At 72.9% G+C, this 25,832-nt stretch carries 19 protein-coding genes; 14 read left to right on the top strand and 5 right to left on the bottom strand.

The features are described 5' to 3' along the window. Positions 1 to 95: 95 nt before the first annotated feature. The 4 genes from AC0B9F_RS10430 to AC0B9F_RS10415 all read left to right on the top strand — a co-directional run bounded on the left by AC0B9F_RS10430 (position 96) and on the right by AC0B9F_RS10415 (position 4,763). A complete protein-coding gene (locus AC0B9F_RS10430; protein ID WP_472000773.1) occupies positions 96 to 1,094 on the top strand; it encodes a sensor histidine kinase in 999 nt (332 codons plus the stop codon). Further along, the gene (locus AC0B9F_RS10425; RefSeq protein WP_472000771.1) at positions 1,091 to 1,747 is read left to right on the top strand and encodes a response regulator; all 657 of its coding nucleotides are present in this window, start codon (positions 1,091 to 1,093) and stop codon (positions 1,745 to 1,747) included. The genes AC0B9F_RS10430 and AC0B9F_RS10425 overlap by 4 nt, the downstream gene beginning before the upstream one ends. Before the next feature lie 103 nt (positions 1,748 to 1,850). Next, positions 1,851 to 3,368, top strand: coding sequence for a tRNA (N6-isopentenyl adenosine(37)-C2)-methylthiotransferase MiaB (gene miaB, locus AC0B9F_RS10420; protein ID WP_472000769.1), 1,518 nt, complete (start codon positions 1,851 to 1,853; stop codon positions 3,366 to 3,368). Positions 3,369 to 4,055: 687 nt separating this feature from the next. Beyond that, complete coding sequence (locus AC0B9F_RS10415) at positions 4,056 to 4,763, top strand: class III extradiol dioxygenase subunit B-like domain-containing protein (RefSeq protein ID WP_472000768.1); 708 nt, start codon at positions 4,056 to 4,058, stop codon at positions 4,761 to 4,763. Between the two features lie 120 nt (positions 4,764 to 4,883). On the opposite strand, the gene AC0B9F_RS10410 is transcribed toward AC0B9F_RS10415, so the two are convergent. Together AC0B9F_RS10410 and AC0B9F_RS10405 are read right to left on the bottom strand one after the other, a co-directional pair. Beyond that, the gene (locus tag AC0B9F_RS10410) at positions 4,884 to 5,177 is read right to left on the bottom strand and encodes an antitoxin (protein WP_472000766.1); all 294 of its coding nucleotides are present in this window, start codon (positions 5,175 to 5,177) and stop codon (positions 4,884 to 4,886) included. Between the two features lie 24 nt (positions 5,178 to 5,201). After that, positions 5,202 to 5,459, bottom strand: a complete 258-nt coding sequence (locus tag AC0B9F_RS10405; RefSeq protein WP_472000764.1) for a hypothetical protein — start codon at positions 5,457 to 5,459, stop codon at positions 5,202 to 5,204. 243 nt (positions 5,460 to 5,702) lie between these two features. Between AC0B9F_RS10405 and miaA the strand changes: the two genes are divergently transcribed. The 6 genes from miaA (at position 5,703) to hflX (ending at position 14,624) form a co-directional block, all read left to right on the top strand. Beyond that, positions 5,703 to 6,641: a tRNA (adenosine(37)-N6)-dimethylallyltransferase MiaA gene (miaA, locus tag AC0B9F_RS10400; protein ID WP_472000762.1), complete on the top strand. Its 939-nt coding sequence runs from the start codon at positions 5,703 to 5,705 to the stop codon at positions 6,639 to 6,641. Between the two features lie 108 nt (positions 6,642 to 6,749). Further along, a complete protein-coding gene (locus AC0B9F_RS10395; protein ID WP_472000922.1) occupies positions 6,750 to 7,295 on the top strand; it encodes a hypothetical protein in 546 nt (181 codons plus the stop codon). 342 nt (positions 7,296 to 7,637) lie between these two features. Further along, positions 7,638 to 8,507, top strand: a complete 870-nt coding sequence (gene dapF, locus AC0B9F_RS10390; RefSeq protein WP_472000760.1) for a diaminopimelate epimerase — start codon at positions 7,638 to 7,640, stop codon at positions 8,505 to 8,507. 385 nt (positions 8,508 to 8,892) lie between these two features. Beyond that, positions 8,893 to 11,379 carry a RelA/SpoT family protein gene (locus AC0B9F_RS10385; RefSeq protein WP_472000758.1) on the top strand — a complete coding sequence of 829 codons (2,487 nt, stop codon included), beginning with the start codon at positions 8,893 to 8,895 and terminating at the stop codon, positions 11,377 to 11,379. A gap of 114 nt (positions 11,380 to 11,493) precedes the next feature. Further along, a complete protein-coding gene (locus AC0B9F_RS10380) occupies positions 11,494 to 13,005 on the top strand; it encodes a M1 family metallopeptidase (RefSeq protein WP_472000757.1) in 1,512 nt (503 codons plus the stop codon). 125 nt (positions 13,006 to 13,130) lie between these two features. Beyond that, positions 13,131 to 14,624 carry a GTPase HflX gene (gene hflX, locus AC0B9F_RS10375; protein WP_472000754.1) on the top strand — a complete coding sequence of 498 codons (1,494 nt, stop codon included), beginning with the start codon at positions 13,131 to 13,133 and terminating at the stop codon, positions 14,622 to 14,624. Positions 14,625 to 14,736: 112 nt separating this feature from the next. Here hflX and AC0B9F_RS10370 read toward each other — a convergent pair whose 3' ends face one another. Together AC0B9F_RS10370 and AC0B9F_RS10365 are read right to left on the bottom strand one after the other, a co-directional pair. Beyond that, a complete protein-coding gene (locus AC0B9F_RS10370; RefSeq protein WP_472000751.1) occupies positions 14,737 to 15,945 on the bottom strand; it encodes a trypsin-like serine peptidase in 1,209 nt (402 codons plus the stop codon). 168 nt (positions 15,946 to 16,113) lie between these two features. Beyond that, positions 16,114 to 17,343, bottom strand: a complete 1,230-nt coding sequence (locus AC0B9F_RS10365; protein WP_472000749.1) for a trypsin-like serine peptidase — start codon at positions 17,341 to 17,343, stop codon at positions 16,114 to 16,116. 353 nt (positions 17,344 to 17,696) lie between these two features. Between AC0B9F_RS10365 and AC0B9F_RS10360 the strand changes: the two genes are divergently transcribed. From AC0B9F_RS10360 to AC0B9F_RS10345, 4 genes are all read left to right on the top strand, one after another. Next, positions 17,697 to 19,229: a diaminobutyrate--2-oxoglutarate transaminase family protein gene (locus AC0B9F_RS10360; protein WP_472000920.1), complete on the top strand. Its 1,533-nt coding sequence runs from the start codon at positions 17,697 to 17,699 to the stop codon at positions 19,227 to 19,229. A 244-nt stretch (positions 19,230 to 19,473) separates the two neighbouring features. After that, positions 19,474 to 21,333: an IucA/IucC family protein gene (locus AC0B9F_RS10355; protein ID WP_472000919.1), complete on the top strand. Its 1,860-nt coding sequence runs from the start codon at positions 19,474 to 19,476 to the stop codon at positions 21,331 to 21,333. A 13-nt stretch (positions 21,334 to 21,346) separates the two neighbouring features. After that, positions 21,347 to 22,099, top strand: coding sequence for a GNAT family N-acetyltransferase (locus AC0B9F_RS10350; RefSeq protein WP_472000746.1), 753 nt, complete (start codon positions 21,347 to 21,349; stop codon positions 22,097 to 22,099). 161 nt (positions 22,100 to 22,260) lie between these two features. Beyond that, the gene (locus tag AC0B9F_RS10345) at positions 22,261 to 24,333 is read left to right on the top strand and encodes an ATP-dependent DNA helicase (RefSeq protein WP_472000744.1); all 2,073 of its coding nucleotides are present in this window, start codon (positions 22,261 to 22,263) and stop codon (positions 24,331 to 24,333) included. Positions 24,334 to 24,674: 341 nt separating this feature from the next. On the opposite strand, the gene lexA is transcribed toward AC0B9F_RS10345, so the two are convergent. Beyond that, positions 24,675 to 25,454 (bottom strand): transcriptional repressor LexA, encoded by a 780-nt coding sequence (gene lexA, locus AC0B9F_RS10340; RefSeq protein ID WP_361625100.1) that lies wholly within the window; start codon positions 25,452 to 25,454, stop codon positions 24,675 to 24,677. Positions 25,455 to 25,832: the final 378 nt, after the last annotated feature.

Here is a 25,832-nt window from a genome sequence, read left to right as displayed (position 1 = left end):
TGGGTGTCAGCACGGATGGACGCGGTGAGCGGGCGGCGCGGAGACTGGCGACGGGAGGGCTGTGGGCGCGAAGCGGAAGAGGAGGTGCCAGGCGAGTGTCGTTGTTCTGGCGGATCTTCTTCCTCAACGCCATCGGCCTCGTCGTCGCTACCGCGCTGCTGCTCGGCCCGGTCACCGTCTCGACCCCGGTGCTGCCCGGCGAGGCGCTGGTGGTGGTCGGCGGGCTGGCCGCGCTGCTCGTCGTCAACGCGGCCGTCCTGCGCATCGGACTCGCCCCGCTCACCCGGCTGGCCGGAGCCATGGCCACCGCCGACCTACTGCGCCCCGGGGCGCGGCCCGAGGTCGCCGGTCCGGCGGAGGCGGCCGGGCTGATCACGACGTACAACGCGATGCTCGACCGGCTCGCGGCCGAGCGTGCAACCGGTGCCGCCCGTGCGCTGTCCGCGCAGGAGAGGGAGCGCCATCGCATCGCCCGCGAGCTGCACGACGAGGTCGGCCAGACCCTTACCGCCGTCCTGCTCCAGCTCCGGCGCGTCGCCGACCGGGCCCCGGCGGAGCTGCGCGAGGAGGTGGGTCAGGCCCAGGAGGCCACCCGCGCGGGGCTGGACGAGATCCGCCGCATCGCCCGCCGGCTGCGGCCAGCCGTGCTGGAGGAACTGGGGCTGCTCAGCGCGTTGCGCTCGCTCGCCGCCGAGTTCACCGGGCACGGACTGACCGTCCGCCACGACCTCGTCGCCGATCTCACGCCGCTACCCCGGGAGACGGAACTCGTGCTGTACCGGGTCGCGCAGGAGGCCCTCACCAACACCGCCCGCCACTCCGGCGCACACCGCGCCGCGCTGCGCCTGCGGGCCGGCGCGGCGGGCGTCGAGCTGCTGGTGCGGGACAACGGCCGGGGCACGGCCGGGACGGCCGAGGGCGCCGGCATCAGCGGCATGCGCGAGCGTGCCCTGCTGGTCGGCGCCGAGCTGAGCGTCGCGGCGGCGCCGGGCGGCGGGACGGACGTACGGCTGCGCGTACCGCTCACCGCCGAAGGAGCGGACGGTGACCGCGCGGCGGAGGGCGTGGGCGCAGGCGAGGGGGGCTCCACGTGACCGGCCGCCCCGTGCGCGTCCTGCTCGCCGACGACCACACCCTCGTACGGCGGGGCGTGCGGCTCATCCTGGAGTCGGAGCCCGACCTGACCGTCGTCGCCGAGGCCGGCGACGGGGCCGAGGCGGTTGAGCTGGCACGCGCGCGTGAGGTGGATCTCGCCGTGCTGGACATCGCCATGCCCCGCATGACCGGCCTGCAGGCGGCCCGCGAGCTGTCCCGGCGGCTGCCCGGTCTGCGCCTGCTGATCCTGACCATGTACGACAACGAGCAGTACTTCTTCGAGGCGCTCAAGGCGGGCGCGAGCGGGTACGTGCTGAAGTCCGTCGCCGACCGGGACCTGGTGGAGGCGTGCCGCGCGGCCATGCGGGACGAGCCGTTCATCTACCCGGGCGCCGAACGCACGCTGGTCCGCTCCTACCTGGACCGCCTCCACCGCGGCGACGGGCTGCCCGAGCGCGCCGTCACCGAGCGCGAGGAGGAGATCCTCAAGCTGGTCGCCGAGGGACACACCTCCAAGGAGATCGGCGACCTGCTGTTCATCAGCGTCAAGACGGTCGAGCGGCACCGCGCGAACATCCTGCAGAAGCTCGGCCTGCGCGACCGCCTGGAGCTCACCCGCTACGCGATCCGCGCGGGGCTCGTGGACCCCTGAGCCCCGCCCGTCCGCGGGCCGGCGTCCGCTTGTCCACAGGGCCGGGCGGACGTTGTCCACAGCCCGGACCGGGCTGGTTCCGGAACCGCCTACCCTGTATGGCATGAGCAGCAGCGACCGGAGCCCCGCAGTGGACGTCAAGACCTATGAAGTGCGCACCTACGGGTGCCAGATGAACGTCCACGATTCCGAGCGGCTCGCCGGCCTGCTCGAAGACGCGGGGTACGTGCGCGCCCCCGAGGGCTCCGACGGTGACGCCGACGTCGTGGTCTTCAACACGTGCGCCGTCCGGGAGAACGCCGACAACCGGCTCTACGGCAACCTCGGCCGGCTCGCGCCGAGGAAGGCCCAGCGGCCGGGCATGCAGATCGCGGTCGGCGGCTGCCTCGCGCAGAAGGACCGCGACACCATCGTGAAGAAGGCCCCCTGGGTGGACGTCGTCTTCGGCACGCACAACATCGGCAAGTTGCCCGTCCTGCTGGAGCGCGCCCGCGTGCAGGAGGAAGCGCAGGTCGAGATCGCCGAGTCGCTGGAGGCCTTCCCCTCCACGCTGCCCACCCGCCGTGAGAGCGCCTACGCGGCCTGGGTGTCGATCTCGGTCGGCTGCAACAACACCTGCACCTTCTGCATCGTCCCCGCGCTGCGCGGCAAGGAGAAGGACCGCCGCCCGGGCGACATCCTCGCCGAGGTCGAGGCCCTGGTCGCCGAGGGCGTCTCCGAGATCACCCTGCTCGGCCAGAACGTCAACGCCTACGGCTCCGACATCGGCGACCGTGAGGCCTTCAGCAAGCTGCTGCGCGCCTGCGGGAACATCGAGGGCCTGGAGCGCGTCCGCTTCACCTCCCCGCACCCGCGTGACTTCACCGACGACGTCATCGCCGCCATGGCCGAGACGCCGAACGTGATGCCGCAGCTGCACATGCCGCTGCAGTCCGGTTCGGACACGGTCCTGAAGGCGATGCGCCGCTCCTACCGCCAGGAGCGCTACCTGGGGATCATCGAGAAGGTCCGCGCCGCCATCCCGGACGCCGCGATCACCACCGACATCATCGTGGGCTTCCCCGGCGAGACCGAGGACGACTTCGAGCAGACGCTGCACGTGGTGCGCGAGGCCCGGTTCGCGCAGGCCTTCACCTTCCAGTACTCCAAGCGGCCCGGCACCCCGGCCGCGACCATGGAGGACCAGATCCCCAAGGAGGTCGTCCAGGCGCGCTACGAGCGGCTGGTCGCCCTGCAGGAGGAGATCTCCTGGGCGGAGAACAAGAAGCAGGTCGGCCGCACGCTGGAGCTGATGGTCGCCGAGGGCGAGGGCCGCAAGGACGACGCCACCCGCCGCCTGTCCGGCCGCGCCCCCGACAACCGCCTGGTCCACTTCACCAAGCCGGAGCAGGAGGTGCGCCCCGGTGATGTCGTCACCGTCGAGGTGACGTACGCCGCGCCGCACCACCTCCTCGCCGAGGGCCCGGTGCTGAACGTGCGCCGCACACGCGCGGGCGACGCCTGGCAGAAGCGCCAGGAGGCGGAACAGGCCAAGCCGGCCGGCGTGATGCTGGGCCTGCCGAAGATCGGCGCGCCCGCACCCCTGCCGGTCGCCACGGGCAGCGGCTGCGGCTGCGACTGACCGGACGACCGCCCGGGCGCGGCGAACGTGCCACGCGCCGGCGCGGCGAACGTGCCCGTGTCGCCGGGGTGAGCCGTGCGCGCGCCGCCGTGTCATCGGGGCTGGCTGCAGCGGTCTCCAGGTCACCGGCCGGGGGGCCTCGCCGACTTCGGCGTCACCGGCGGCGGGTTGGTGTCTCCCGTCTCCGTGTCGGTGGCGGCGGGCTGGTGTCTCCGGTCTGTGTGTCGGTGGCGGCTGGTTGGTGTCTCTGGTTCTGCGTGTCGGCGGCGGCTGGTGTCTCCGGCCTCCGCGTAACCGCTGGGGCCGGCCGGCGTCTTGTGCTTCGGTCGTCATCGCCGGCCGCTGGTGTCCCCGCCCTCCCCCCGGCACCGCTGGCGGCGGTCGGCCCCGGCCCTCGCGGCGCTGCCAGTGGCAGCTGGCCCCCCGTCCCCGCGGCGCCGCAAGGGGCGGCTGCTCCCGGCCCTCGTGGTGCCGCCGGTGACAGCTGGCCCCCGGTCCCCGCGGCACCGCTGGCGGCGGTTGGCCCCGGCCCTCGTGTCACCGCCAGTGGCGGCCGGCCTCGGCCCTCGCGGCGCCGGCGGCGGCCGGCCCGGCCCTCGCGGCGCCGGCGGCGGCCGGCCCCGGCCCTCGCGGCACCGCCGTCGGCTGGCGTGTCCGTTCGGCTACTGACCGCGTAGTCTGCTGATCATGCTTGTCGCCGCCGCCGTCTGCCCCTGCCCGCCGCTTCTCCTGCCCGAGGTGGCCGCGGGCGCCGCTCCCGAGCTGGACGCCGCCCGCGCGGCCTGCACGGACGCGCTGGGCGTGCTCGCGGCCGCCCGCCCCGACCGGCTCGTGGTCGTCGGAGCGGCCGAGGAGACGGGGACGTACCCGCAGGGAGCGCGGGGCTCGTTCCGTGGCTTCGGCGTGGATGTCGACGTAACGCTGGGGCAGGGCGGGGATACGGCTGCCGAGCCCGTGCTGCCGCCCTCGCTCGCGGTCGCCGGCCGGCTGCTGGAGCGGACCGGCTGGTCGGACGCCCCGATCGAGGGGCTGGCCGTGGCGCGGACGCTCGCGCCGGAGCAGTGCGCCGAGCTGGGCGCGGACCTCGCCGCGGCCGCCGAACGGGTCGCGCTGCTGGTGATGGGCGACGCCAGTGCCTGCCGCACCGTGAAGGCGCCGGGCTACCTGGACGAACGCGCGGCGCCCTTCGACGCCGAGGTGGCGCGGGCGCTCGGCGCGGCGGACGTGGTTGCGCTGCGGGCGCTGGACGTGCGGCTCGCTGACGAGTTGCAGGTCTCCGGCCGGGCCCCGTGGCAGGTGCTCGCGGGCGCGGCGGCGGACGCGGACCTGGGCGGGGCGCTGTTGTACGAGGACGCGCCGTACGGTGTGGGCTACCTGGTCGCCACCTGGTCGTAGCGCCTGTCACGGGCGACGCGAGCGCACATGCCGGACGGCCGCGCGCCGTGAGGCTGCGCGGCCGTCCGTGGTTGCGCTGCGGGCTGAGGCCCTGGCGGCCCCGGCCGTGGCGGGACGGGGTCAGGAGGTGGGCGGCGGGCCCTGGGGCGGGGTCGCCGGGGGAGGGGTCGGCGGGGTGGCCGCGCCGCCGTCGGCCGCGGCGCCGCCCATGTGCGCGAGCCGGTCCATGGCGCCCTTCGCCTTGCCCGTACCCGTCTGGATGCTGTCGCTGTACTTGCCCTTGGTCTTCTCGTCGACGACCTTCGCGGCCCGGTCGATGCCGTGCTGGATCTTGTCCCCGTGCTGCTGCGCGAGGTCCGACACCTTGTCCTTGGCCGGGCCGAGCTTGGCTTTCAGATTGTCCATCAGACCCATGGTCCACCTTCCCTGGCGGGACAGTTACGTGTGGGCGCCCTCACCGGCCTCACTGTCGGCGGCCGCTTCGGCGGACTGCTGCTGAGGGATACCGGCGGCCTCCGCGTTCTCCTCGCCCTTCTCGCTTGCCCCGGGATCCGCAGCCTCACTCGCCTTGCTCGCCTCCGCGGTCTCGGCGGCTTCCGTGTGGTCCGCGCCGCCGGTGCTCTCCGTGCCGCCCGTGCCGCCCGTGATCTCCGCGCTCGCCGCCGTCTCAGCCTCGTCGGCGGAGGGCTCGCTCACGGCCTGCTCGGCCGCTGCCGCGGTCTCCGACCTCCGAAAAAGTTTCGCAAAAACGCCCATATCAACTCCATACGGTACTCGTCCGGGCGAAATTCCGCGTGGCCCGGTGCGTCCGATTGCGCCACCGGGATCACCGCCCCGCACGAGCCGGTGACGGGATCTCGCAAGGTGGCAACGACCTCGCGGAGACCGCGTCACGTAACTCGTTCGAGGACACGGTCCGGGGTTTGCGAAACTGGTGCGGTGAGCAGCGCACCTCCCGCCCCCCGCGTCATCGCCGTCGTCGGTCCCACCGCGGCCGGCAAGTCCGACCTCGGCGTCTTTCTCGCCCGGCAACTCGGCGGCGAGGTCGTCAACGCCGACTCCATGCAGCTGTACCGAGGGATGGACATCGGCACCGCCAAGTTGACGCACGAGGAGCGTGCCGGCGTACCGCACCACCTCCTCGACATCTGGGACGTGACCGTCACCGCCTCCGTCGCCGAGTACCAACGGCTCGCCCGCGGACGGATCGACGAACTGCTCGCCGCCGGACGCTGGCCCATCCTGGTCGGCGGCTCGGGCCTCTACGTCCGCGGGGCCGTCGACAACCTGGAGTTCCCCGGCACCGACCCCGAGGTCAGGGCCCGCCTGGAGGAGGAGCTGGCGCTGCGCGGCTCCGGCGCCCTGCACGCCCGGCTGGCCGTCGCCGACCCCGAGGCCGCGCGGGCGATCCTGCCCAGCAACGGGCGCCGGGTCGTCCGGGCCCTTGAGGTGATCGAGATCACCGGCAAGCCCTTCACGGCGAACCTCCCCGGCCACGACTCCGTCTACGACACCGTGCAGATCGGCGTCGACGTGGCGCGACCCGAGCTCGACGAGCGCATCGCGCGCCGGGTCGACCGGATGTGGGAGGCCGGCCTCGTGGAGGAGGTGCGCACCCTGGAGGCGCGGGGGCTGCGCGAAGGGCGTACGGCGTCGCGCGCCCTCGGCTATCAGCAGGTGCTCACGGCGCTCGCCGGGGAGTGCACGCTCGAGGAGGCGCGCGCCGAGACCGTCCGTGCCACCAAGCGCTTCGCGCGCCGCCAGGATTCATGGTTCCGGCGCGATCCGCGGGTGCACTGGCTCAGTGGGGCCGCGGCGGACCTCGGGGAACTTCCGCAGCTCGCGCTGGCGTTGATCGAACGACCGGTTACAGCCTGATCACGTCATGGCATCGGGACGCCCAGGCCGTCATCCCGGCCTCCGGCGCCGTGCCATCATCGAGCTTCGATCGACCAAGTGGAGTCCGAGTTGGGAGGGCGCGTGGCGATGGAGGCCGGCCCTCGCGACACCGCACAAGACACCGAGCCCGTCACCACCGACAGGGGTGAGGAGCCGCAGGGCACAAGCGGTTCGGGCCTCGACGGCGACCGTCCGGTCCCGGACGGGGACCCGCTGAGCCCGGACGGCCCCGACGACACCCAGGGCGGCGTGACCGCGGACGGTCCGGAACCGGAAGAGATGTTCGCGGGCGGGCCCGAGGTCGAGGTCGAGCTGCGCCCGCAGCGCCGGCTGCGGCTGTGGCAGCTCGCGCCGATCGTCGCGCTCGCCGCGAGCGGCTCCCTGATGTTCGCCTTCCCGCTCGCCTTCGACTTCGGGGACAGCGGTGCCGTCATCGCCATGCTGGGCCTGCTGATCTGCTCCTGCGCGGCCGGCTGGGGCATGACGGCCGCCCGGCGCGTCGGCTACACATGGCCGGGCCTGCCGCCCCGCGGCTCGGGCCGCCGCCCTGACTGGCGGGTCGTCCTCGGGTACGTCCTGCTGGTGGCCGTCGTCGTCACGCTCGCCGTGTGGCGGGTGGCGCGGCTGCGCTGAGCGCGGCTGCGCGCGGCCCCCGCGTTGAGCGGGTTCGCACGGGAGCGCCTCCGCGCGAGGGGAGCACGCCGTGTGTGCGGGCCAGCACCGAGGGCCCACCGCCGGGTGAGCGAGCCGCCGCCCACGGACACCGCCGGGCGAGCAAGCCACCGGCCACGGACCCACCCTCGGGCGAGCAAGCCACCGCCCACGGACCCACCCTCGGGCGAGCAAGCCACCGCCCAGCGACCCACCGTCGGGCGAGTGGGCCACCCCAAGCGGGCCCGTCCGCCGCGTCGCACCACCGCTCACCTGCCACCCAGCCGTACGCGCCCCGGCGGAGCGCTCCCGTACGATCGAGGCATGAGCACGCGGATCGCCTTCCTCAAGGGTCACGGCACCGAGAACGACTTCGTGATCGTCCCGGACCCGGAGAACGCCCTTGACCTGTCCCCGGCCGCCGTCGCCGCCCTGTGCGACCGCCGCGCGGGCATCGGCGGCGACGGAGTGCTGCACGTCGTGCGGTCCGCGGCGCATCCCGAGGCGAAGGCCATGGCCGCCGAGGCCGAGTGGTTCATGGACTACCGCAACGGCGACGGCTCGATCGCCGAGATGTGCGGCAATGGCGTGCGCGTGTTCGCGCGCTACCTCCAGCACGCCGGGCACGTCGACGAGGGCGACCTGGCCGTCGCCACGCGCGGGGGCGTGAAGAGCGTGCACATCGCCAAGAACGGCGACGTCACCGTCGGCATGGGCAAGGCGGTCCTGCCCGACGGCGACGTCACGGTGAGCGTCGGCGAGCGCAGCTGGCCCGCGCGGAACGTCAACATGGGCAACCCGCACGCGGTCGCCTTCGTCGACGACCTCGCCCACGCGGGCGACCTGTGCTCGCCGCCGCCGTTCAGCCCGGCCTCCGCCTATCCGGACGGCGTGAACGTCGAGTTCGTCGTCGACCGCGGTCCACGCCACGTCGGCATGCGCGTGCACGAGCGCGGCTCCGGCGAGACCCGCTCGTGCGGCACGGGCGCGTGTGCCGTCGCCGTCGCCACCGCCCGCCGCGACGGCGCCGACCCGGCCACCACCGGCACTCCGGTGACGTACACCGTGGACGTCCCCGGCGGACGTCTCGTGATCACCGAGCGCCCCGACGGCGAGATCGAGATGACCGGCCCCGCGGTGATCGTCGCGCAGGGCGAGATCGACGCGGAGTGGCTGCGCGGCGCGATCGGATGACACCGGCGTGACCGGATGAGACCGAGGTGATCGGATGACACCGGGGTGATCCGCTGACATCGACGCGTTCGGCTGACATCGACGCGTTCCGCCGGCACCGACGCGTTCCGCCGGCACCGACGCGTTCCGCCGGCACCGACGCGTTCGGCCGGCACCGGCCACGGCTTCCGGCCCCGTACCGCTCGGACGGCGGTTGACGCCACGCCGTAAACCCGTCGACCGTCGCTCGAATGGGTGATCCGTTTCACGCTCGCCGAGAGACGGTCCTACGCGCGTGGTGGGCTCGGTAGCATCAAGCACCGGCTCGGACGGGGGAGTCGCCCTCCCCTGAGCCGTGTCCGCCCTGGGGCACCCCGTCCGCCGGTCCACGCAGCCGGAGGTGCCCATGAGTGCGGAGGCAACGAACCCCGCGACCCCAGGCCCGGTGACGGGGCAGGTCGCACCCGCTTCCACCGCGGCGCTCGAGCAGGGCGCGCCCCCTTCCCCGCGCCGCAAGGCCCGCCCCCGCATCGACCTGCGCCGCCTGGGCCGCGCCGCACTGCTCGGCCCGGCCGCCCGTGGCCGGCTGCCCGACGCCATCAGCCATGTCGTCGACGCCCACCGCGCCCACCACCCGGACGCCGACCTCGAACCCCTGCGCCGCGCCTACGTGCTGGCCGAGTCCTCGCACCGCGGCCAGATGCGCAAGAGCGGCGAGCCGTACATCACCCACCCCCTCGCCGTCACCCTGATCCTCGCCGAACTCGGCGCGGAGACGACGACGTTGACCGCCTCCCTGCTGCACGACACCGTCGAGGACACGGACGTGACGCTGGATCAGGTAGGGGAGCAGTTCGGCGAGGAGGTGCGGTATCTCGTCGACGGCGTCACCAAGTTGGAGAAGGTCGACTACGGTGCCGCCGCCGAACCGGAGACGTTCCGCAAGATGCTCGTCGCCACCGGCAACGACGTCCGCGTGATGTCGATCAAACTCGCGGACCGGCTGCACAACATGCGCACCCTCGGCGTGATGCGCCCCGAGAAGCAGGCCCGCATCGCGCGCGTGACCCGTGACGTGCTCATCCCGCTCGCCGAACGCCTCGGCGTCCAGGCCCTCAAGACCGAACTGGAGGACCTGGTCTTCGCGATCCTCCACCCCGAGGAGTACGAGCACACCCGCGAGCTGATCATCGAGAACGCGGCCCGCGCCGACGACCCGCTCGCCGAGATCGCGGACGAGGCGCGCAGGGTGCTGCGCGAGGCCGACATCTCCGCCGAAGTCCTCATCCGGCCCCGCCACTTCGTCTCCGTCCACCGCGTCGCGCGCAAACGCGGTCAACTGCGCGGAACCGACTTCGGCCGGCTGCTCGTGCTGGTCAACGAGGACGCCGACTGCTACGCGGTGCTGGGTGAACTCCACACCTGTATGACGCCGGTCGTCTCGGAGTTCAAGGACTTCATCGCCGTACCCAAGTTCAACCTGTACCAGTCGCTGCACACCGCGGTGGCCCGCGCGGACGGCCAGGTCGCCGAGGTCCTCATCCGCACGCACCAGATGCACAAGGTCGCCGAGGCCGGCGTCGTCGCCCTCGGCAACCCCTACGCGCCGCCGTCGGACGAGCAGTTCCCGGCCGACGGCGAGCGCGCCGACCCCACCCGGCCCGGCTGGCTCTCCCGGCTCCTGGACTGGCAGCGGGCCGCCCCCGACCCCGACACCTTCTGGACGACCCTGCGTGAGGACCTCGCCCAGGACCGGGAGATCACCGTCTTCCGGCCCGACGGCATCCCGATCGGCCTGCCCGAGGGTGCGACCTGCGTGGACGCCGCGTACGCGCAGTACGGCGAGGACGCCCACGCCTGCATCGGGGCCCGCCTCAACGGTCTGCTGGCGCCGCTGGGCACGGTGCTGCGTGACGGCGACACCGTGGAGCCGCTCATGGGGCAGGACCCGGCCTCGGAGCCGTCGCGGGAGTGGCTGGAGTACGCGCACACGCCCGCGGCACGCATCGCGATCCAGCGGTGGCTGACCTCGCACCCGGGGCCGGACGCCCAGGGCGCGAGCACGGCGGGGGACAGGGAACAGCAGGAGCGCCCAGGCGCGGACCAAGGCGAAGTGAGCGCGGCTGCGCCCGGCGTGCGCCCGGCGCATGGGGGAGTGGGGGGCACACCCGGGTGCGCCGTGGGCGTGATCGGACGGGGAAGCGAGGGCGCGCAGTCGTTCGGTGGCGCGGACGCAGTCCCCCTGGTGGGCACCGCCGAAGACGCGACCGGCCCCACCCGCGCAGGCACGCCCGAGAACGCCTCGGCAGAGTCCGCCGCCGCGGGGGCCCGCCCTGCCGGGGAAACACACGGCCGTCAGAAGGCCGAGACCGGCGAGGAGGAGCCCGCGCCCGGCGCGCGCCCCGCGCTCCGCCCGCGTGCCGCGCGCCCCCGTGCCGCAGACGTGGTGGTCCTCGGCCGTGACGGCGCCACCGCACGGCTCGCCCGCTGCTGCACCCCCGTGCCGCCCGACGAGATCACCGGCTTCGCCGTGCGCGGCGGGGCCGTCACAGTGCACCGCGTGGGGTGCGCCGCCGTGGCGCGCATGCGGGGCGGGGGGCGCACGGAAGCCGACGTGCGCTGGGGCGAGACCGCGGCATGCCGGGTGACCCTGGTCGCCGAATCGTTCGGCCGCCCCCACCTCCTCGCCGACCTCACCGAGGCCATCGCGGTGGAGGGCGCCGAGATCGTCTCCGCGACCGTGGAGCCCCCGAACCAGCAGCGCGTCCGTCACACGTACACGCTCGAGCTCCCGGACGCCGCCCACCTGCCCGCCCTCATGCGGGCGATGCGCAACGTCCCCGGCGTCTACGACGTGGACCGGGCCCAGCACCACGCCCCACCGTTGCTCTGAGACACGTCCGGGACGCTTCCGCGCGTCCGCCCGGCCACCCGGCGTGCCCCTCTTTCGGGTGGGCCGGGCGCGCGCCGTCGCCGCCACGCGCGCGTGCGCTGGTAGCGGTGTTCCATGCCGCGCACCCCCCGTACGAAGACCATCCGGCGCCTGAAGACGGCGCTGCTCGCCTCCGCCGTTTCCGTCTGCCTCATCGCCGCGAGCGCCCCTGCCGCCCCGCTCGGCGTCGGCGACCGCCTCTTCCCGTACCTCGGGAACCCGGGGTACGACGTCGCGTCGTACGACCTGGCCCTGACGTATTCCGGCAGCAACGACAAGCCCCTCCAGGCGGTCACCACCATCGACGCCTGGACCACCGGCGCCCTCGACCGGCTGAACCTGGACTTCGCGCACGGCACGGTGTCCTCCGTGGAGGTCGACGGCCGTCCCGCCTCCTTCGCGCAGGCCGGTGAGGACCTGGTCGTCACCCCGCGACGGCCGCTCGCGCCGGGCAGCTGGACGCGGATCACCGTCCGCCACACCAGCGACCCGAGGCCGGTCCAGGGCCGCGACGGCGGCTGGGTGCGCACCGCGGACGGCCTCGCCATGGCCAACCAGGCCGACGCCGCCCACCTGGTGTTCCCGTGCAACGACCACCCCTCCGACAAGGCCATGTTCACCTTCCGGGTGACCGCGCCCAACGGGTACACCGCCGTCGCCAACGGCCTGCCCACCACCGTCGACCGGGCCGGCGGGGCCACCACCTGGACGTACCGCACACAGCACCCCATGGCCACCGAGCTCGCGCAGGTCTCCGTCGGCCGCTCCAGCGTCCTGCACCGCGACGGACCGCACGGTCTGCCCGTGCGGGACGTCGTGCCCAGCAAGGACCGCACGGTCCTGGAGCCGTGGCTGAAGAAGACCCCGGACCAGATCGCCTGGATGGAGAGCAAGGTCGGGCCCTATCCCTTCGAGACCTACGGGCTGCTGATGGCCCAGGCCGCGACCGGCTTCGAGCTGGAGACGCAGACGCTCTCCCTCTTCGAGCGGGACCTGTTCACCGATCCCGCCTACCCGGCCTGGTACGTCGAGTCGATCATGGTGCACGAGCTGTCCCACCAGTGGTTCGGCGACAGCGTCAGCCCGCGGACCTGGTCCGACGTATGGCTCAACGAGGGACACGCCACCTGGTACGAGGCCCTGTACGCCGAGGAGAAGGCGCACAAGCCGATGGAGGCGCGCATGAAGGCCGCCTACGCCGCCTCCGACCGCTGGCGCGCGGCCGGCGGGCCGCCCGCCGCCCCCAAGCCGCCGCAGCCCGGCCAGAAGATCGGCATCTTCCGGGCGAACATCTACGACGGGGCCGCGCTGGCCCTGTACGCCCTGCGCCAGGAGATCGGCCGGCCCGCCTTCGAGCGCCTGGAACGCGTCTGGGTGCAGGACCACCGCGACCGCACCGCGACCACGGCCGACTTCATCCACCTGGCCTCCGGCATCTCCGGCCGTGACCTGCGCGGATTCTTCGACGCCTGGCTGTACGGCACGAAGACGCCGCCGATGCCCGGGCACCCCGACTGGAAGCCGGCGGCACCGCAGAAAACCGCGCCCTCGCAGAAGACGGCGGACCGGAAGACGGCGGACAAATAAGCCGGTGACGAGACGGGCCGTTCCGTGCGACCATCTTCGGGTCGCCGCGACGCGGGACGCGGGAATCTCCCGGGGTACTCGCGCGTTGTGACCAATGACGGAATCCCCAAAGACGTAAGGACCCAATGACCTCCTCTTCTTCCTCTTCCCAGGCCACAAAGCGCCTCGCGCACACCTACCCCGAAGGACTTCGGGCCGATGCCCTGATGGAAGAGGACGTCGCCTGGAGCCACGAGATCGACGGAGACCGGGACGGCGACCAGTTCGACCGCTCCGAGCGCGCGGCTCTGCGCCGTGTGGCGGGCCTCTCCACCGAGCTCGAGGACGTCACCGAGGTCGAGTACCGCCAGCTCCGTCTGGAGCGGGTCGTGCTCGTCGGTGTCTGGACCTCGGGGACCGTCGACGACGCGGAGAACTCGCTGGCCGAGCTCGCCGCCCTCGCGGAGACCGCGGGCGCGCTCGTGCTCGACGGCGTGATCCAGCGCCGCGACAAGCCCGACGCGGCCACCTACATCGGTTCCGGCAAGGCCGAAGAGCTGCGCGACATCGTCCTGGAGACGGGCGCGGACACCGTCATCTGCGACGGTGAGCTCAGCCCGGGTCAGCTCATCCACCTCGAGGACGTCGTCAAGGTCAAGGTCATCGACCGTACGGCCCTGATCCTCGACATCTTCGCCCAGCACGCCAAGTCCCGCGAGGGCAAGGCGCAGGTCGCGCTCGCGCAGATGCAGTACATGCTGCCGCGGCTGCGCGGCTGGGGTCAGTCGCTGTCCCGGCAGATGGGCGGCGGCAAGGGCGGCGGCCTCGCCACCCGTGGCCCCGGTGAGACCAAGATCGAGACGGACCGGCGGCGGATCCGCGAGAAGATGGCGAAGATGCGCCGGGAGATCGCGGACATGAAGACCGGCCGCGAGATCAAGCGCCAGGAGCGCAAGCGCCACAAGGTGCCGTCCGTCGCCATCGCGGGCTACACCAACGCCGGCAAGTCCTCGCTGCTCAACCGCCTCACCGGCGCGGGCGTCCTGGTTGAGAACGCGCTGTTCGCGACCCTGGACCCGACCGTGCGCCGGGCGCAGACCCCGAGCGGCCGGCTCTACACGCTGGCCGACACCGTGGGCTTCGTACGCCACCTGCCCCACCACCTGGTCGAGGCGTTCCGCTCCACCATGGAGGAGGTCGGCGAGTCCGACCTGATCCTGCACGTGGTGGACGGCTCGCACCCCAACCCGGAGGAGCAGCTGGCCGCGGTCCGCGAGGTGATCCGGGACGTCGGCGCCACCGACGTACCCGAGATCGTCGTGGTCAACAAGGCGGACGCGGCGGACCCGCTGGTGCTGCAGCGGCTGATGCGGGTGGAGAAGCGCTCCATCGCCGTCTCGGCCCGCACCGGCCAGAACATGGCCCAGCTGCTCGCCCTGATCGACGCGGAGCTGCCCCGGCCGTCCGTCGAGATCGAGGCGCTCGTGCCCTACACGCACGGCAAGCTGGTCGCACGCGCCCATGACGAGGGCGAGGTGATCTCCGAGGAGCACACCGTGGAGGGCACCCTGCTCAAGGTGCGGGTGCACGAGGAGCTGGCCGCCGACCTCGCGCCGTACGTCCCGGCGTCGGCCGCCTGAGCGCAGGCTGCCGCGTCACGCGTCACGCGTAACGGGTGACGCCCGAAGGCCCGCCCCCTCGCAAGCGAATTGCGGGGGGCGGGCCTTCGGCGTGTTCCGGCGTACCGGTGTCTCACTGACCGCCGTACGTCCTGCTCATGTTCTGGTACAGCGCCTCGGCCTGCGGGCCCAGTTGCGGGCCTGCCAGCCAGGTGTTGTCCGTCGGGCCGATGGAGGTGTTCGACACCAGCTCGGTCCGGCCGTCGACCACCCGGAACCAGCCGCCGCCGGAGCTGCCGCCCGTCATGGTGCAGCCGATGCGGTACATCGACGGCAGGGACGGGGACAGCGAGAACCGCCCGGGCCGGTCGAGGCACTTGAACATCTTCAGCCCGTTGTAGGGCGGCGCCGCCGGGTAACCCCAGGCGCCCATCGTGCCCGCCTGCCGCGCGGACGGCGCGGAGAAGTCCACGTCCAGCGCGTTACCGACCGTCTCCTCCAGGGACTTCGCGCCCCGCTCGGGCTTCACGTGGAGCACCGCGTAGTCGTACGCGGCACCCGCGCCACCCGTCTCCGAGCCGCCCTGGATCCACTGGTTGGAGGTCGAGGCCCAGTCCGCCCACCAGGCGCCGTACGGGGCGACCTCCTGCGCGGGGGCGTCCGCCAGCTGCGCGTCGGACTTGCCGAGGTCGTTGTAGGCCGGAACGAAGGCGATGTTGCGGTACCAGCCGCCGTTTCCGCCGGCGTGCACACAGTGACCGGCGGTCCACACCAGGTTGGACTTGCCCGGGTGGTTCACGTCCTTGACCACCGTGCCCGAGCAGACCATCGAGCCCTCGGGCGAGTCGAAGAAGACCTTGCCGACCGGCGCCGCGTTCTCGTGGTACGGCGTCTTCTCCGGCTCGGCCGGCACCGGAGCCGGCTCCGGGTCGCTGACGCCCTGGTCGGCCGGGGCGTCCTTGGCGGTGACCGTCTTGTCGGCCTCCTTCGCGGACTTCATCCGCTCCGGTTTCCACAGGCCCTGGATCACCGGGTTGACGAAGTCCTTGGCCTCACTGAGCCACTTGTCCCTGTCCCAGTTCTTCCAGCCGCCGTTCTTCCACTGGTCGACGTCTATGCCGTGCTTCTTGAGCTTGTCGGCCAGGTCCGCCGGGATCTTCACCTGCCCCGGGTCCGTGCTCTGGGAGGCGTCGGCGCCGGCCGCGCCGCTCGCCTTGTCGCCGTCCGAACCGTTGCAGGCGGTCGCGGTGAGCGCCAGGGCCGCGACGACGCCGGCGGCGGCGAGCGCCGTACGGCGACGTCTGCCGTGTGGCGCCGTGGTGCGTGCGGATATGGAACGCATGCTGCGTGTACCCCCGTTGATGTGCTGTCGTTGAGCCGATGGGAAAGCAGCGCTGTGGGCGCGCTGTGAGTGAAGTGCTGTCATCATGCACGGACGGATGAGGGCGAACGGCGGCGGGATCGTGAAGGTTCCTGAGGTACCCCACCCCCGCTCGTCCTCAGCGTGCTGCTACTGCCCGGCGAACTTCTTGCTCACCGCGTCGTACACGCCCTTGGCCACCTTGCCCAGCCGGGGACCGGCCAGCCAGCCGGACGTCACCGGGCCGATCGAGGTGTTCGACACCAGCGCCGGCTTGCCGTCCGACCCCTGCGCGATCCAGCCACCGCCGGAGGAACCGCCGGTCATCGTGCACCCGATGCGGTACATCGTCGGGTCCGTCGCCTTCAGCGACAGCCGCCCGGGCTTGTCCTGGCACTGGTACAGCCTCTGCCCGTCGTACGGCTTGGCCGCCGGGTAGCCGGTCGCCGTCATGCTCTCGATCTTCGGCACCGCCGGGGCGGCGAAGTCGACCGGCAGCGCCGAACCGACCGTTTCCTCCAGCGACTTGCCGCCGTTGCCCTCCTCCGGCGTCACATGGATCACCGCGTAGTCGTACGACGCCCCGTCACCGCCGGTCTCGCCGCCCTGCTCGATCCACTGGTCCGAGGTCTGCGCCCAGTCGCCCCACCACACGCCGTAGGGAGCGACCTCGGGCCGGGTGGCGTTCTGCAGCTGGGCGACCGACTTGCCGGAGTCGTTGTACGACGGCACGAACGCGATGTTGCGGTACCAGCCACCCTTCTTGCCCGCGTGGACGCAATGCCCGGCCGTCCACACCAGGTTGGACTTGCCCGGGTGGGCGGGGTCCTTCACCACCGTCGCCGAGCAGACCATCGTGCCCTCGGGCGAGTCGAAGAACACCTTGCCGGCCACGGGCACGCTGGCGTGGTACTCCGGCGCGACGGCCTTCGCCTGCACCGGCGCCGGAGTGGGGTCGGTGACGCCCTGGTCGCCGGAGAGGTCGTTGTCGTCGACACCGCGGTCCGGGTCCTCCGCGCCCCGCATCCGGTCCGGGTCCCACAGGCCCTTGATGATCGGGTTGACGAAGTCCTGGGCCTCACGCAGCCACTGGTCCCGGTCCCAGTTCTTCCAGGCGCCGTTCTTCCACTTGTCGAGATCGATCCCGTGCTCCCTGAGCCGGTTCTTCAGGTCGTCCGGGATCTTGATCTGCGTGTCGCCGGCCGCGGACGCGGTCGTGCTCGCGGTGGGCCGGCCGTCGGCGCTGTCGTCCGTGCCCTCACAGGCGGTGGCGGTGAGGGCCAGCGCCGAGACGAGGGCCAGCGCGGCCAGCCCGGGGGAGGCGCCGCGGCGTGCGCCTCCCTCCCGGCGAGCGGTGAACGACGGCCGTATGGATCGCATGCTGCTGACTCCCCCTGGGGTGGACTTACTGCCGCCGTGCCATGGCCCCTCTTCGCTGCTCGGGGCGTGCGCACGGCGTCCGGAACGGGATCACACACTATGCGCTCGCTGTGGGGGAGTTCCGGTGGAACGGCAACGGTTCGGCTACAGACGGTCAACGGGATCGGGCCGTCCCACCTGGGATGCCTCGTCCTCCGTGCGGTGTCGTCCCCTCCCCGGTCTGCGGTGCCGTCCGTATGGTGCCGCCTCACCCGTAACCAGTGCGGCGGTGCGCTGTTGGTAGCGGTGGGGCCCGGCGCTGCGGTGTGCTGCCGTACGGCTCCGGCATACCGGGTGAGGGGGCGGGACACAGCCTGTGGGCGACAACTCGCCTCCGGTCGGCGGGAGGAGAGGGAGCCGTGGGCGTGACGGAGGGGATCCTGCGACGGCAGGCGGCGCGTGAGTCGGCGGCACGCACCTATGCGCGTGCCTTGCCGATCGTGCCGGTACGGGCGCGGGGCCTCACCATCGAGGGGGCGGACGGCCGCCGTTACCTCGACTGTCTGTCCGGCGCCGGAACCCTCGCGCTGGGCCACAACCACCCCGTCGTCCTCGAGGCGATCCGGGACGTCCTCGACTCCGGTGCGCCGCTGCACGCCCTGGACCTCGCCACGCCCGTCAAGGACGCCTTCGTCACCGAGCTGTTCGGCACCCTGCCGCCCGGACTCGCGGGCCGGGCCCGCGTCCAGTTCTGCGGGCCGGCCGGGACCGACGCCGTCGAAGCCGCGCTCAAACTCGTCCGCACCGCGACCGGCCGCCCCGGGATCCTCGCCTTCACCGGCGCCTACCACGGCATGACCCGCGGAGCCCAGGAAGTCTCCGGCCACGCCGCCGACCTGCCCGGCTCCGGCAGCGCCGTGACCCGTCTGCCGTACCCGCAGGACTACCGCTGCCCCTTCGGCGTCGGCGGGCAGGCGGGTGCCGAACTCGCCGCCCGCTGGGCCGAGTCCGCGCTCGACGACCCCAGGTCCGGCATCCCGCGGCCCGCTGGCTTGATCGTCGAACCCGTCCAGGGCGAGGGAGGCGTCATCCCCGCGCCCGACGCCTGGCTGCGGCGTGTCCGCGAGATCACCGCCGCCCGGTCCATCCCGCTCATCGCCGACGAGGTCCAGACCGGGGTCGGCCGCACCGGCGCCTTCTGGGCCGTCGAGCACAGCGGGATCACTCCCGACGTCATGGTCCTGTCCAAGGCCATCGGCGGCAGCCTGCCGTTGGCCGTCGTGGTGTACCGCGACGACCTCGACGTCTGGCAACCCGGCGCCCACGCCGGCACCTTCCGCGGCAACCAGCTCGCCATGGCCGCGGGCACGGCGACCCTCGCGTACGTCCGCCGCCACGGCCTCGCCGAACGCGCGGCCACCCTCGGTTCGCGGATGTTGACCCAACTCCGGCAGCTTTCCGACGAGTTCCCCTGCGTGGGTGACGTGCGGGGGCGGGGGCTGATGATCGGGGTGGAGATGGTCGAGCCGGAGCCGGCCGAGACGGAGCCGGCCGAGACGGAGGCGGACGTCATGGAGAGCGGCGGCGCGTGCATGGGCGGACTCGCGCCGGACGGCATCCCGCGCCCCCGCCCGGGATTCGCCCGGCGCCCTCGCCCGGCGTCCCCTCGGCTTGCCGCCGCCGTTCAGCGGGAGTGCCTGCAGCGCGGACTGATCGTCGAACTCGGCGGCCGGCACGCGAGCGTCGTCCGGCTGCTTCCGCCCCTGACGATCACCGACGAACAGGCCACCGCGGTCCTCGACCGGCTCGCCGACGCGGTGGCGGCGGCCGCCCGTACCGCCTCGAGCGCCCAGGAGCGCGCCCAGGACCGTGAGCAGCGCGGCGCCCACAGCCCACAGGCGGGCTGAGCGTCCGGCCGCATCGCGCACCCCTTCACCGCACGACGTCTCGAGGAACCTCTTGAACACCATCTCTGCCTCCACCTCCGACTCGGCCGACCACTCCGCCTCCGACCGCGACTCGGCCTTCCCCTCCGGCGCCGGCCCCGATCCGCTCGCCCCGCAAGCCCCCGTCGTCGCGTCCGTCCCCCAGCAGGGAGGGCCGGGGCGCGAGCGGCGGCCGCACGGTCAGCAGCACGGCGTCCCCGGGCCGGTGACGGCCGCCGGCAGTGCGCCGCCGGTGACCGACGCTCCCCGGCCGGTGCCCTCCGGCGCGGACCCGGTGGCCCACCCCGATCCGCACACGGCGGCGCAGGCCGCGGCCGTGGAGAACCTTCTCCGCTGCTGGGTGCGCGAGACCGGCGCCCCCGCCCCCACCGGAGCGACCCTGCGCATCCCACTGCCGGCCACCGGCACGGCCCTGCTCGTCCCCGTCCGCCACTGGTCCCCGACCGGCTGGCACCGCTTCGGCCCGCCCCGACTGGCCGGCGCCCCCGAAACGGCCCCGCCGGCCGACGCCGTCACCGTCGCCGCGCTGCTCACACGGGAGAGCCGCACCACTGACGGCGGCAGCGCCGACGCCGACGCCACCGACCTGGTCGCCCGGGTCGCGGACTCCGTGCGCCGCACCACCTCCTTCGTCAGCGAACGCCGCGCCCGTCCCGCCGACGGGCCGGATCTGTTCCTCACGGCCGAGCAGGCCCTGACCCTGGGGCACCCGCTGCATCCGACCCCGAAGAGCCGTGAGGGCCTGTCGGATGCGGAGACCCGGCTCTACTCACCTGAGTCGCACGGCTCCTTCCCGCTCCACTGGATCGCCGTTGCCCCTTCCGTACTGGCCACCGACACCGCCTGGACCGAGCGCGGCCGAGTCGTCCCCGCCGACCGGCTCACCGCCCGGCTCGCCGGCCCCGGCCTGCCGTTGCCCGACGGCTACGCCGCCCTGCCCGTGCACCCCTGGCAACTCCGCGAAGCCCGTCACCGCCCCGAAGCGGCCGCCCTGTTCGACTCCGGTCTGCTGCGCGACCTCGGCGCCCACGGTCCCGCGTGGCACCCCACCTCCTCCGTCCGCACCCTGTACCGATCCAGCGCCCCCGCCATGCTCAAGCTGTCCCTGGGCCTGCGCATCACCAACTCCCGCCGCGAGAACCTCCGCAAGGAACTCCACCGCGGCGTCGAGGTCCACCGGCTGCTGCGCTCGGGACTGGCCCGGCAGTGGCACGCCGCGCACCCTGCCTTCGACATCGTCCGCGACCCCGCCTGGCTCGCCGTCGACGACAAGGCCGGCCAGCCGGTGACCGGACTCGACGTGGTCATCCGGCACAACCCGTTCACCCCCGCCGACGACGTCTCCTGTGTCGCAGGGCTCGTCGCCCTCCGGCCGTCCGCCGCATCGGCACCGGTCCCCGGGCCGTCCGGCGTGGTCACCTCACCGGCCTCCGGCGCCGCCGGCGTGGTCACCTCCCGCCTGGCCGAGGTGGTCACACGCCTGGCTCACCGGACTGGACGCCCCCGAGGAGCCGTCGCCGCCGAGTGGTTCCTGCGCTACCTCGAACACGTCGTCCGCCCCGTCCTGTGGCTCGACGGCGAGGCCGGTGTCGCGCTCGAAGCCCACCAGCAGAACACGCTGCTCCTGCTGGACCCCGACGGCTGGCCCGCCGGCGGCCGCTCCCGGGACAACCAGGGCTACTACTTCCGCGAGTCCCACCGCGCCGAACTCGACACCCGGCTCCCCGGCATCGGCACGCACAGCGACACCTTCGTCGCCGACGACGTGACCGACGAGCGCTTCCTCTACTACCTCGCGATCAACAACGTGTTCGGCCTGATCGGCGCGTTCGGCTCGCAGCGCCTCGCCGACGAACGGCTGTTGCTCGCCGCCTTCCGCCGCTTCCTCGACGCCGCCGCGACCGGTCCCGCTCGGCTGCGCAGCTCGCTGCCGGCCCGGCTGCTCGACTCGCCCACTCTGCGCTGCAAGGCCAATCTGCTGACCCGGCTGCACGGACTGGACGAACTCGTCGGACCGGTGGACACCCAGTCCGTCTACGTCACCATCGCCAATCCCCTCCTCTGACAGGAGAGCCGCCGTGCCTCCCATCGACTCCCTTGTGACCGGCACCGCCGACTCCGAGGACACCCTCGACCTTCATCTCCCCGCGGACTTCCTCGCCCTGCGCGCCACCGGTGGTGACCCCGGGGCCGGGCAGGACGCCGAGCTCGCGCGGGACTCCTCCCGTGCGCGGAGCACCGGCCTGCCGCTCTTCGGCGGTGACCTGCTCGACCAGGTCCCTGAGTGGGGCCCGGCCGCCACGGCCGCGGGGGAGTTCCAGCTGCTCCCCGTCCGCGCCGACCGGGACGTGCCGCTCATCAGCCGGTGGATGAACGACCCCGCCGTCGCGGCGTTCTGGGAACTCGCCGGCCCGGCCGACGTGACCGAGGCACACCTTGCCGCGCAGTTCACCGGTGACGGACGCAGCGTGCCCTGCCTCGGCGTCCTCGACGGCACGCCGATGAGCTACTGGGAGCTGTACCGAGCCGACCTCGATCCGCTGGCCCGGCACTACCCCGCCCGTCCGCACGACACCGGTCTCCACCTTCTCCTCGGCGATGCCGCCGATCGTGGGCGCGGACTCGGCAGCATCCTGCTCAGAGCCGTGGCCGACCTGGTCCTCGACCGGCGTCCGGCCTGCACCCGCGTCGTCGCGGAACCCGATGTACGCAATGTCCCCTCCCTTGCCGCGTTCCAGAACGCTGGTTTCCGCTGCTCCGCCGAGGTGGATCTGCCCGGGAAGCGGGCCGCCCTCATGGTCCGGGACCGGACCCCGCGGAGTCTGCCGTAACGGTATGTAGTGGCACTGTCACACGGAGAACGTCCCTCTCCGCCCGTTGGTTCCCGCCCCGTCCCACCCCTTCATCCGGAAACGCCCACGCCCTTGATCCCGTCCCAGGTCTCCACCGCGATGCCCCGTTTGTCAGTGCCGAGCCGTAGGGTGGTCGCGCTATGACGAAGCCCTCACTTCCCGAACTCCTGCACGCTGCCGTCGCCGCCGTCGGCGGCACGGAGCGTCCCGGCCAGGTGGCCATGGCCCAAGCCGTCGCCGACGCCATCGACGACAGCTCGCATCTGCTGGTCCAGGCCGGCACCGGCACGGGAAAGTCGCTGGGCTATCTCGTGCCCGCGCTCGCGCACGGCGAGCGGGTCGTCGTCGCGACCGCCACCCTGGCCCTGCAGCGCCAGCTCGTGGAGCGCGACCTGCCCCGCACCGTGGACGCGCTCCATCCGCTGCTGCGCCGCCGCCCGGAGTTCGCGATGCTCAAGGGCCGGTCGAACTACCTGTGCCTGCACCGCCTGCACGAGGGCGTTCCGCAGGACGAGGAGGAGGGCCTGTTCGACCAGTTCGAGGCCGCGGCGCCGACGAGCAAGCTGGGCCAGGACCTGCTGCGCCTGCGGGACTGGTCGGACGAGACGGAGAGCGGCGACCGGGACGATCTCACCCCGGGCGTCTCCGACCGGGCGTGGGCCCAGGTGTCGGTCTCCTCGCGCGAGTGCCTGGGCGCCACCAAGTGCGCCTACGGCGCCGAGTGCTTCGCCGAGATGGCCCGCGAGCGCGCCAAACTCGCCGACGTCGTCGTCACCAACCACGCGCTGCTCGCGATCGACGCCATCGAGGGCGCCCCCGTGCTGCCGCAGCACGAGGTGCTCATCGTCGACGAGGCGCACGAGCTGGTCTCCCGCGTCACCGGCGTCGCCACCGGCGAACTCACCCCCGGCCAGGTCAACCGTGCGGTGCGCCGCGCCGCGAAGCTCGTGAACGAGAAGGCCGCCGATCAGCTGCAGACCGCGGCGGAGGGCTTCGAGCGGCTGATGGAGCTGGCTCTGCCGGGTCGTCTGGAGGAGATCCCGGAGGACCTCGGGTACGCCCTGATGGCGCTGCGCGACGCGGCGCGCACGGTGATCTCCGGAATCGGCGCCACGCGCGACAAGTCCGTCCAGGACGAGGACGCGGTCCGCAAGCAGGCGTTGGCATCGGTGGAGAACGTCCACGACGTGGCGGAGCGCATCGTCAACGGTTCCGAGTGGGACGTCGTCTGGTACGAACGGCACGACCGCTTCGGCGCCTCCCTGCGCGTGGCCCCCATGTCGGTGTCCGGCCTGCTGAGGGAGAAACTGTTCGCCGACCGGTCGGTGACCCTGACCTCCGCGACGCTGAAACTGGGCGGCGACTTCAACGGCGTGGGCGCCTCGCTGGGGCTCGCCCCCGAGGGCGTGGAGGGGGACGACGCCCCGCAATGGAAGGGCGTCGACGTCGGCTCGCCGTTCGACTACCCCAAGCAGGGCATCCTGTACGTCGCCAAGCATCTGGCGCGTCCGGCACGCGACGGTGACCGCGCCGACATGCTGGACGAGCTGACCGAGCTGATCCAGGCCGCCGGCGGCCGTACCCTCGGACTGTTCTCCTCGATGCGAGCCGCTCAGCTGGCCGCCGAGGAGCTCCGCGGCCGTATCCCGGAGTTCCCGATCCTGCTGCAGGGCGAGGAGACCCTGGGCGAGCTGATCAAGAACTTCGCCGCCGACCCCAAGACCTGCCTGTTCGGCACGCTCTCGCTGTGGCAGGGCGTCGATGTGCCCGGTCCGAGCTGTCAGCTGGTCGTCATGGACAAGATCCCGTTCCCGCGCCCGGACGACCCGTTGATGAGCGCCCGGCAGAAGGCCGTGGAGGAGGCCGGCGGCAACGGCTTCATGGCGGTCGCGGCCACCCACGCGGCACTGCTGATGGCCCAGGGCGCCGGCCGTCTCGTGCGCGCCTCGGGTGACCGCGGAGTGGTCGCCGTACTGGACCAGCGTCTGGCCACGGCCCGTTACGGCAGCTATCTGAAGGCGTCCATGCCTGACTTCTGGTACACGACCGACCGTAATCAGGTCCGTAGGTCGCTCGCGGCCATCGACGCGGCGGCGAAGCAGGCCGAGGTGGCGAGCGCGGACGAGTCTGCGAACGCGGCCGAGTCGGCGAGCGTGGCCGGGACGGCGAGCGCGGAGGCCGAGTCGGCGAGCGAGCAGCCCGAGGCGGTCTGATCAAGCGTTCCGCGATGGTGTGATCACTTCGGCCGCCGCGGCCGTGTGAGCACGGCGTGGCCGGCCCGGCTGCGAAGTCAAGCCCCGCGCCCGGCTGCACGGCCGCGCGGGCGCAGGTGCGCACCGCTGACGGTTCGGGGTGGCTACCGGCTCTCCAGCGTGCCGGCGGCTCGGCACAGGGGCCCCGCGGGAGGTGGTCCGTCCAGGACAGGGCAGCACAAGGGCCCCGGAACCGGCGCAGAGGTCCCGGGGCCCAGTCAGGGAGCGGCGGGCCGGCGATGCCCGCCTGACGGTGGTGCGGCGTCGAGGCGACCGTACCCGCGTGTTCGCCGCCGCGGCGCTCAGACGCGGCGCAGAACGGCGACCACCTTGCCGAGGATCGTCGCGTCGTCGCCGGGGATCGGCTCGTACGCGGAGTTGTGCGGGAGGAGCCAGACGTGGCCGTCCTCGCGCTTGAAGCGCTTGACCGTGGCCTCGCCGTCCAGCATGGCGGCCACGATGTCGCCGTTCTCCGCGACCGGCTGGCGGCGCACGGTGACCCAGTCGCCGTCGCAGATCGCGGCCTCGATCATCGAGTCACCGACGACCTTGAGCACGAACAGCTCACCGTCGCCGACGAGCTGCCGCGGCAGCGGGAAGACGTCCTCGACGGACTCCTCCGCGAGAATCGGGCCACCGGCGGCGATCCGGCCCACCAGCGGGACGTACGACGCGGCCGGCTTGCCCGCGGTGTCCGTCGGCTGGATCGGGGCGGCCTGGTCGGAGCCGCGCACCTCGTAGGCGCGCGGGCGGTGCGGGTCGCGGCGCAGGAAGCCCTTACGCTCCAGTGCCATCAGCTGATGGGCGACGGAGGACGTGCTGGACAGGCCGACCGCCTGGCCGATCTCCCGCATCGACGGCGGATAGCCCCGGCGCTGCACGGAATCCCGGATGACCTCGATCACCCGGCGCTGACGATCGGTGAGCCCCGAGCTGTCGGCCCGGATGCCTGGAGGTCGGCCCGGCAGGGAGCGCTTGGGCCCCTCGGGGTTCACGGATTCGTTCATCACATGCACCGGCTCGAGTCGGCCCTGGGAGCGGTCCTGGGCGGTGATGGTGGCGCTGTCTGCGGTGGTGGTCACGTCGGCCCCTCTCGGTGGTCTCCCTGCCAGCACAACGGTAGTGGCTTTCGAAAGGTTGCGCCAAACACACGTTCGAGTGAAAAACCGCGAATAAGGTGTCGCGATCCTGTGTCCAGGTGTATGGCTGACGCGGCCCCCGGCGGGCAAAAGCGTCCATTGCTGTACTCTTCACCGCCGGGGTACGGACCTCGTGGTGCGTCGCCCCAGTCTGCCACCCGGCGTCCCGGGCGCCGTGACGCGGTCCCCGCCCTGCGCGGGAGTCCCACCCCGTCTCCGTGCGGCGCCCACGGTATCTCCGTGATGTGCCGGAACGATACGGCCGTGCGGCGCCGTACCTCCTTGTCGGCCCGGCGTGTCACGCTCGGCCGTGTCGCCGAC

This window comes from Streptomyces sp. NPDC097129, from assembly GCF_055668065.1.
This window is presented reverse-complemented; position numbering and strand designations above follow the sequence as displayed.

Excerpts from the sequence above, each read along its gene's own strand:
- dapF (WP_472000760.1), top strand. The coding sequence starts at position 7,638 with ATGAGCACGCGGATCGCCTTCCTCAAGGGTCACGGCACCGAGAACGAC.
- hflX (WP_472000754.1), top strand. The coding sequence starts at position 13,131 with ATGACCTCCTCTTCTTCCTCTTCCCAGGCCACAAAGCGCCTCGCGCAC.
- AC0B9F_RS10380 (WP_472000757.1), top strand. The coding sequence starts at position 11,494 with ATGCCGCGCACCCCCCGTACGAAGACCATCCGGCGCCTGAAGACGGCG.
- AC0B9F_RS10410 (WP_472000766.1), bottom strand. The coding sequence starts at position 5,177 with ATGGGTCTGATGGACAATCTGAAAGCCAAGCTCGGCCCGGCCAAGGAC.
- AC0B9F_RS10365 (WP_472000749.1), bottom strand. The coding sequence starts at position 17,343 with ATGCGATCCATACGGCCGTCGTTCACCGCTCGCCGGGAGGGAGGCGCA.
- AC0B9F_RS10385 (WP_472000758.1), top strand. The coding sequence starts at position 8,893 with ATGAGTGCGGAGGCAACGAACCCCGCGACCCCAGGCCCGGTGACGGGG.
- AC0B9F_RS10415 (WP_472000768.1), top strand. The coding sequence starts at position 4,056 with ATGCTTGTCGCCGCCGCCGTCTGCCCCTGCCCGCCGCTTCTCCTGCCC.
- AC0B9F_RS10395 (WP_472000922.1), top strand. The coding sequence starts at position 6,750 with ATGGAGGCCGGCCCTCGCGACACCGCACAAGACACCGAGCCCGTCACC.
- AC0B9F_RS10370 (WP_472000751.1), bottom strand. The coding sequence starts at position 15,945 with ATGCGTTCCATATCCGCACGCACCACGGCGCCACACGGCAGACGTCGC.
- miaB (WP_472000769.1), top strand. The coding sequence starts at position 1,851 with ATGAGCAGCAGCGACCGGAGCCCCGCAGTGGACGTCAAGACCTATGAA.
- AC0B9F_RS10345 (WP_472000744.1), top strand. The coding sequence starts at position 22,261 with ATGACGAAGCCCTCACTTCCCGAACTCCTGCACGCTGCCGTCGCCGCC.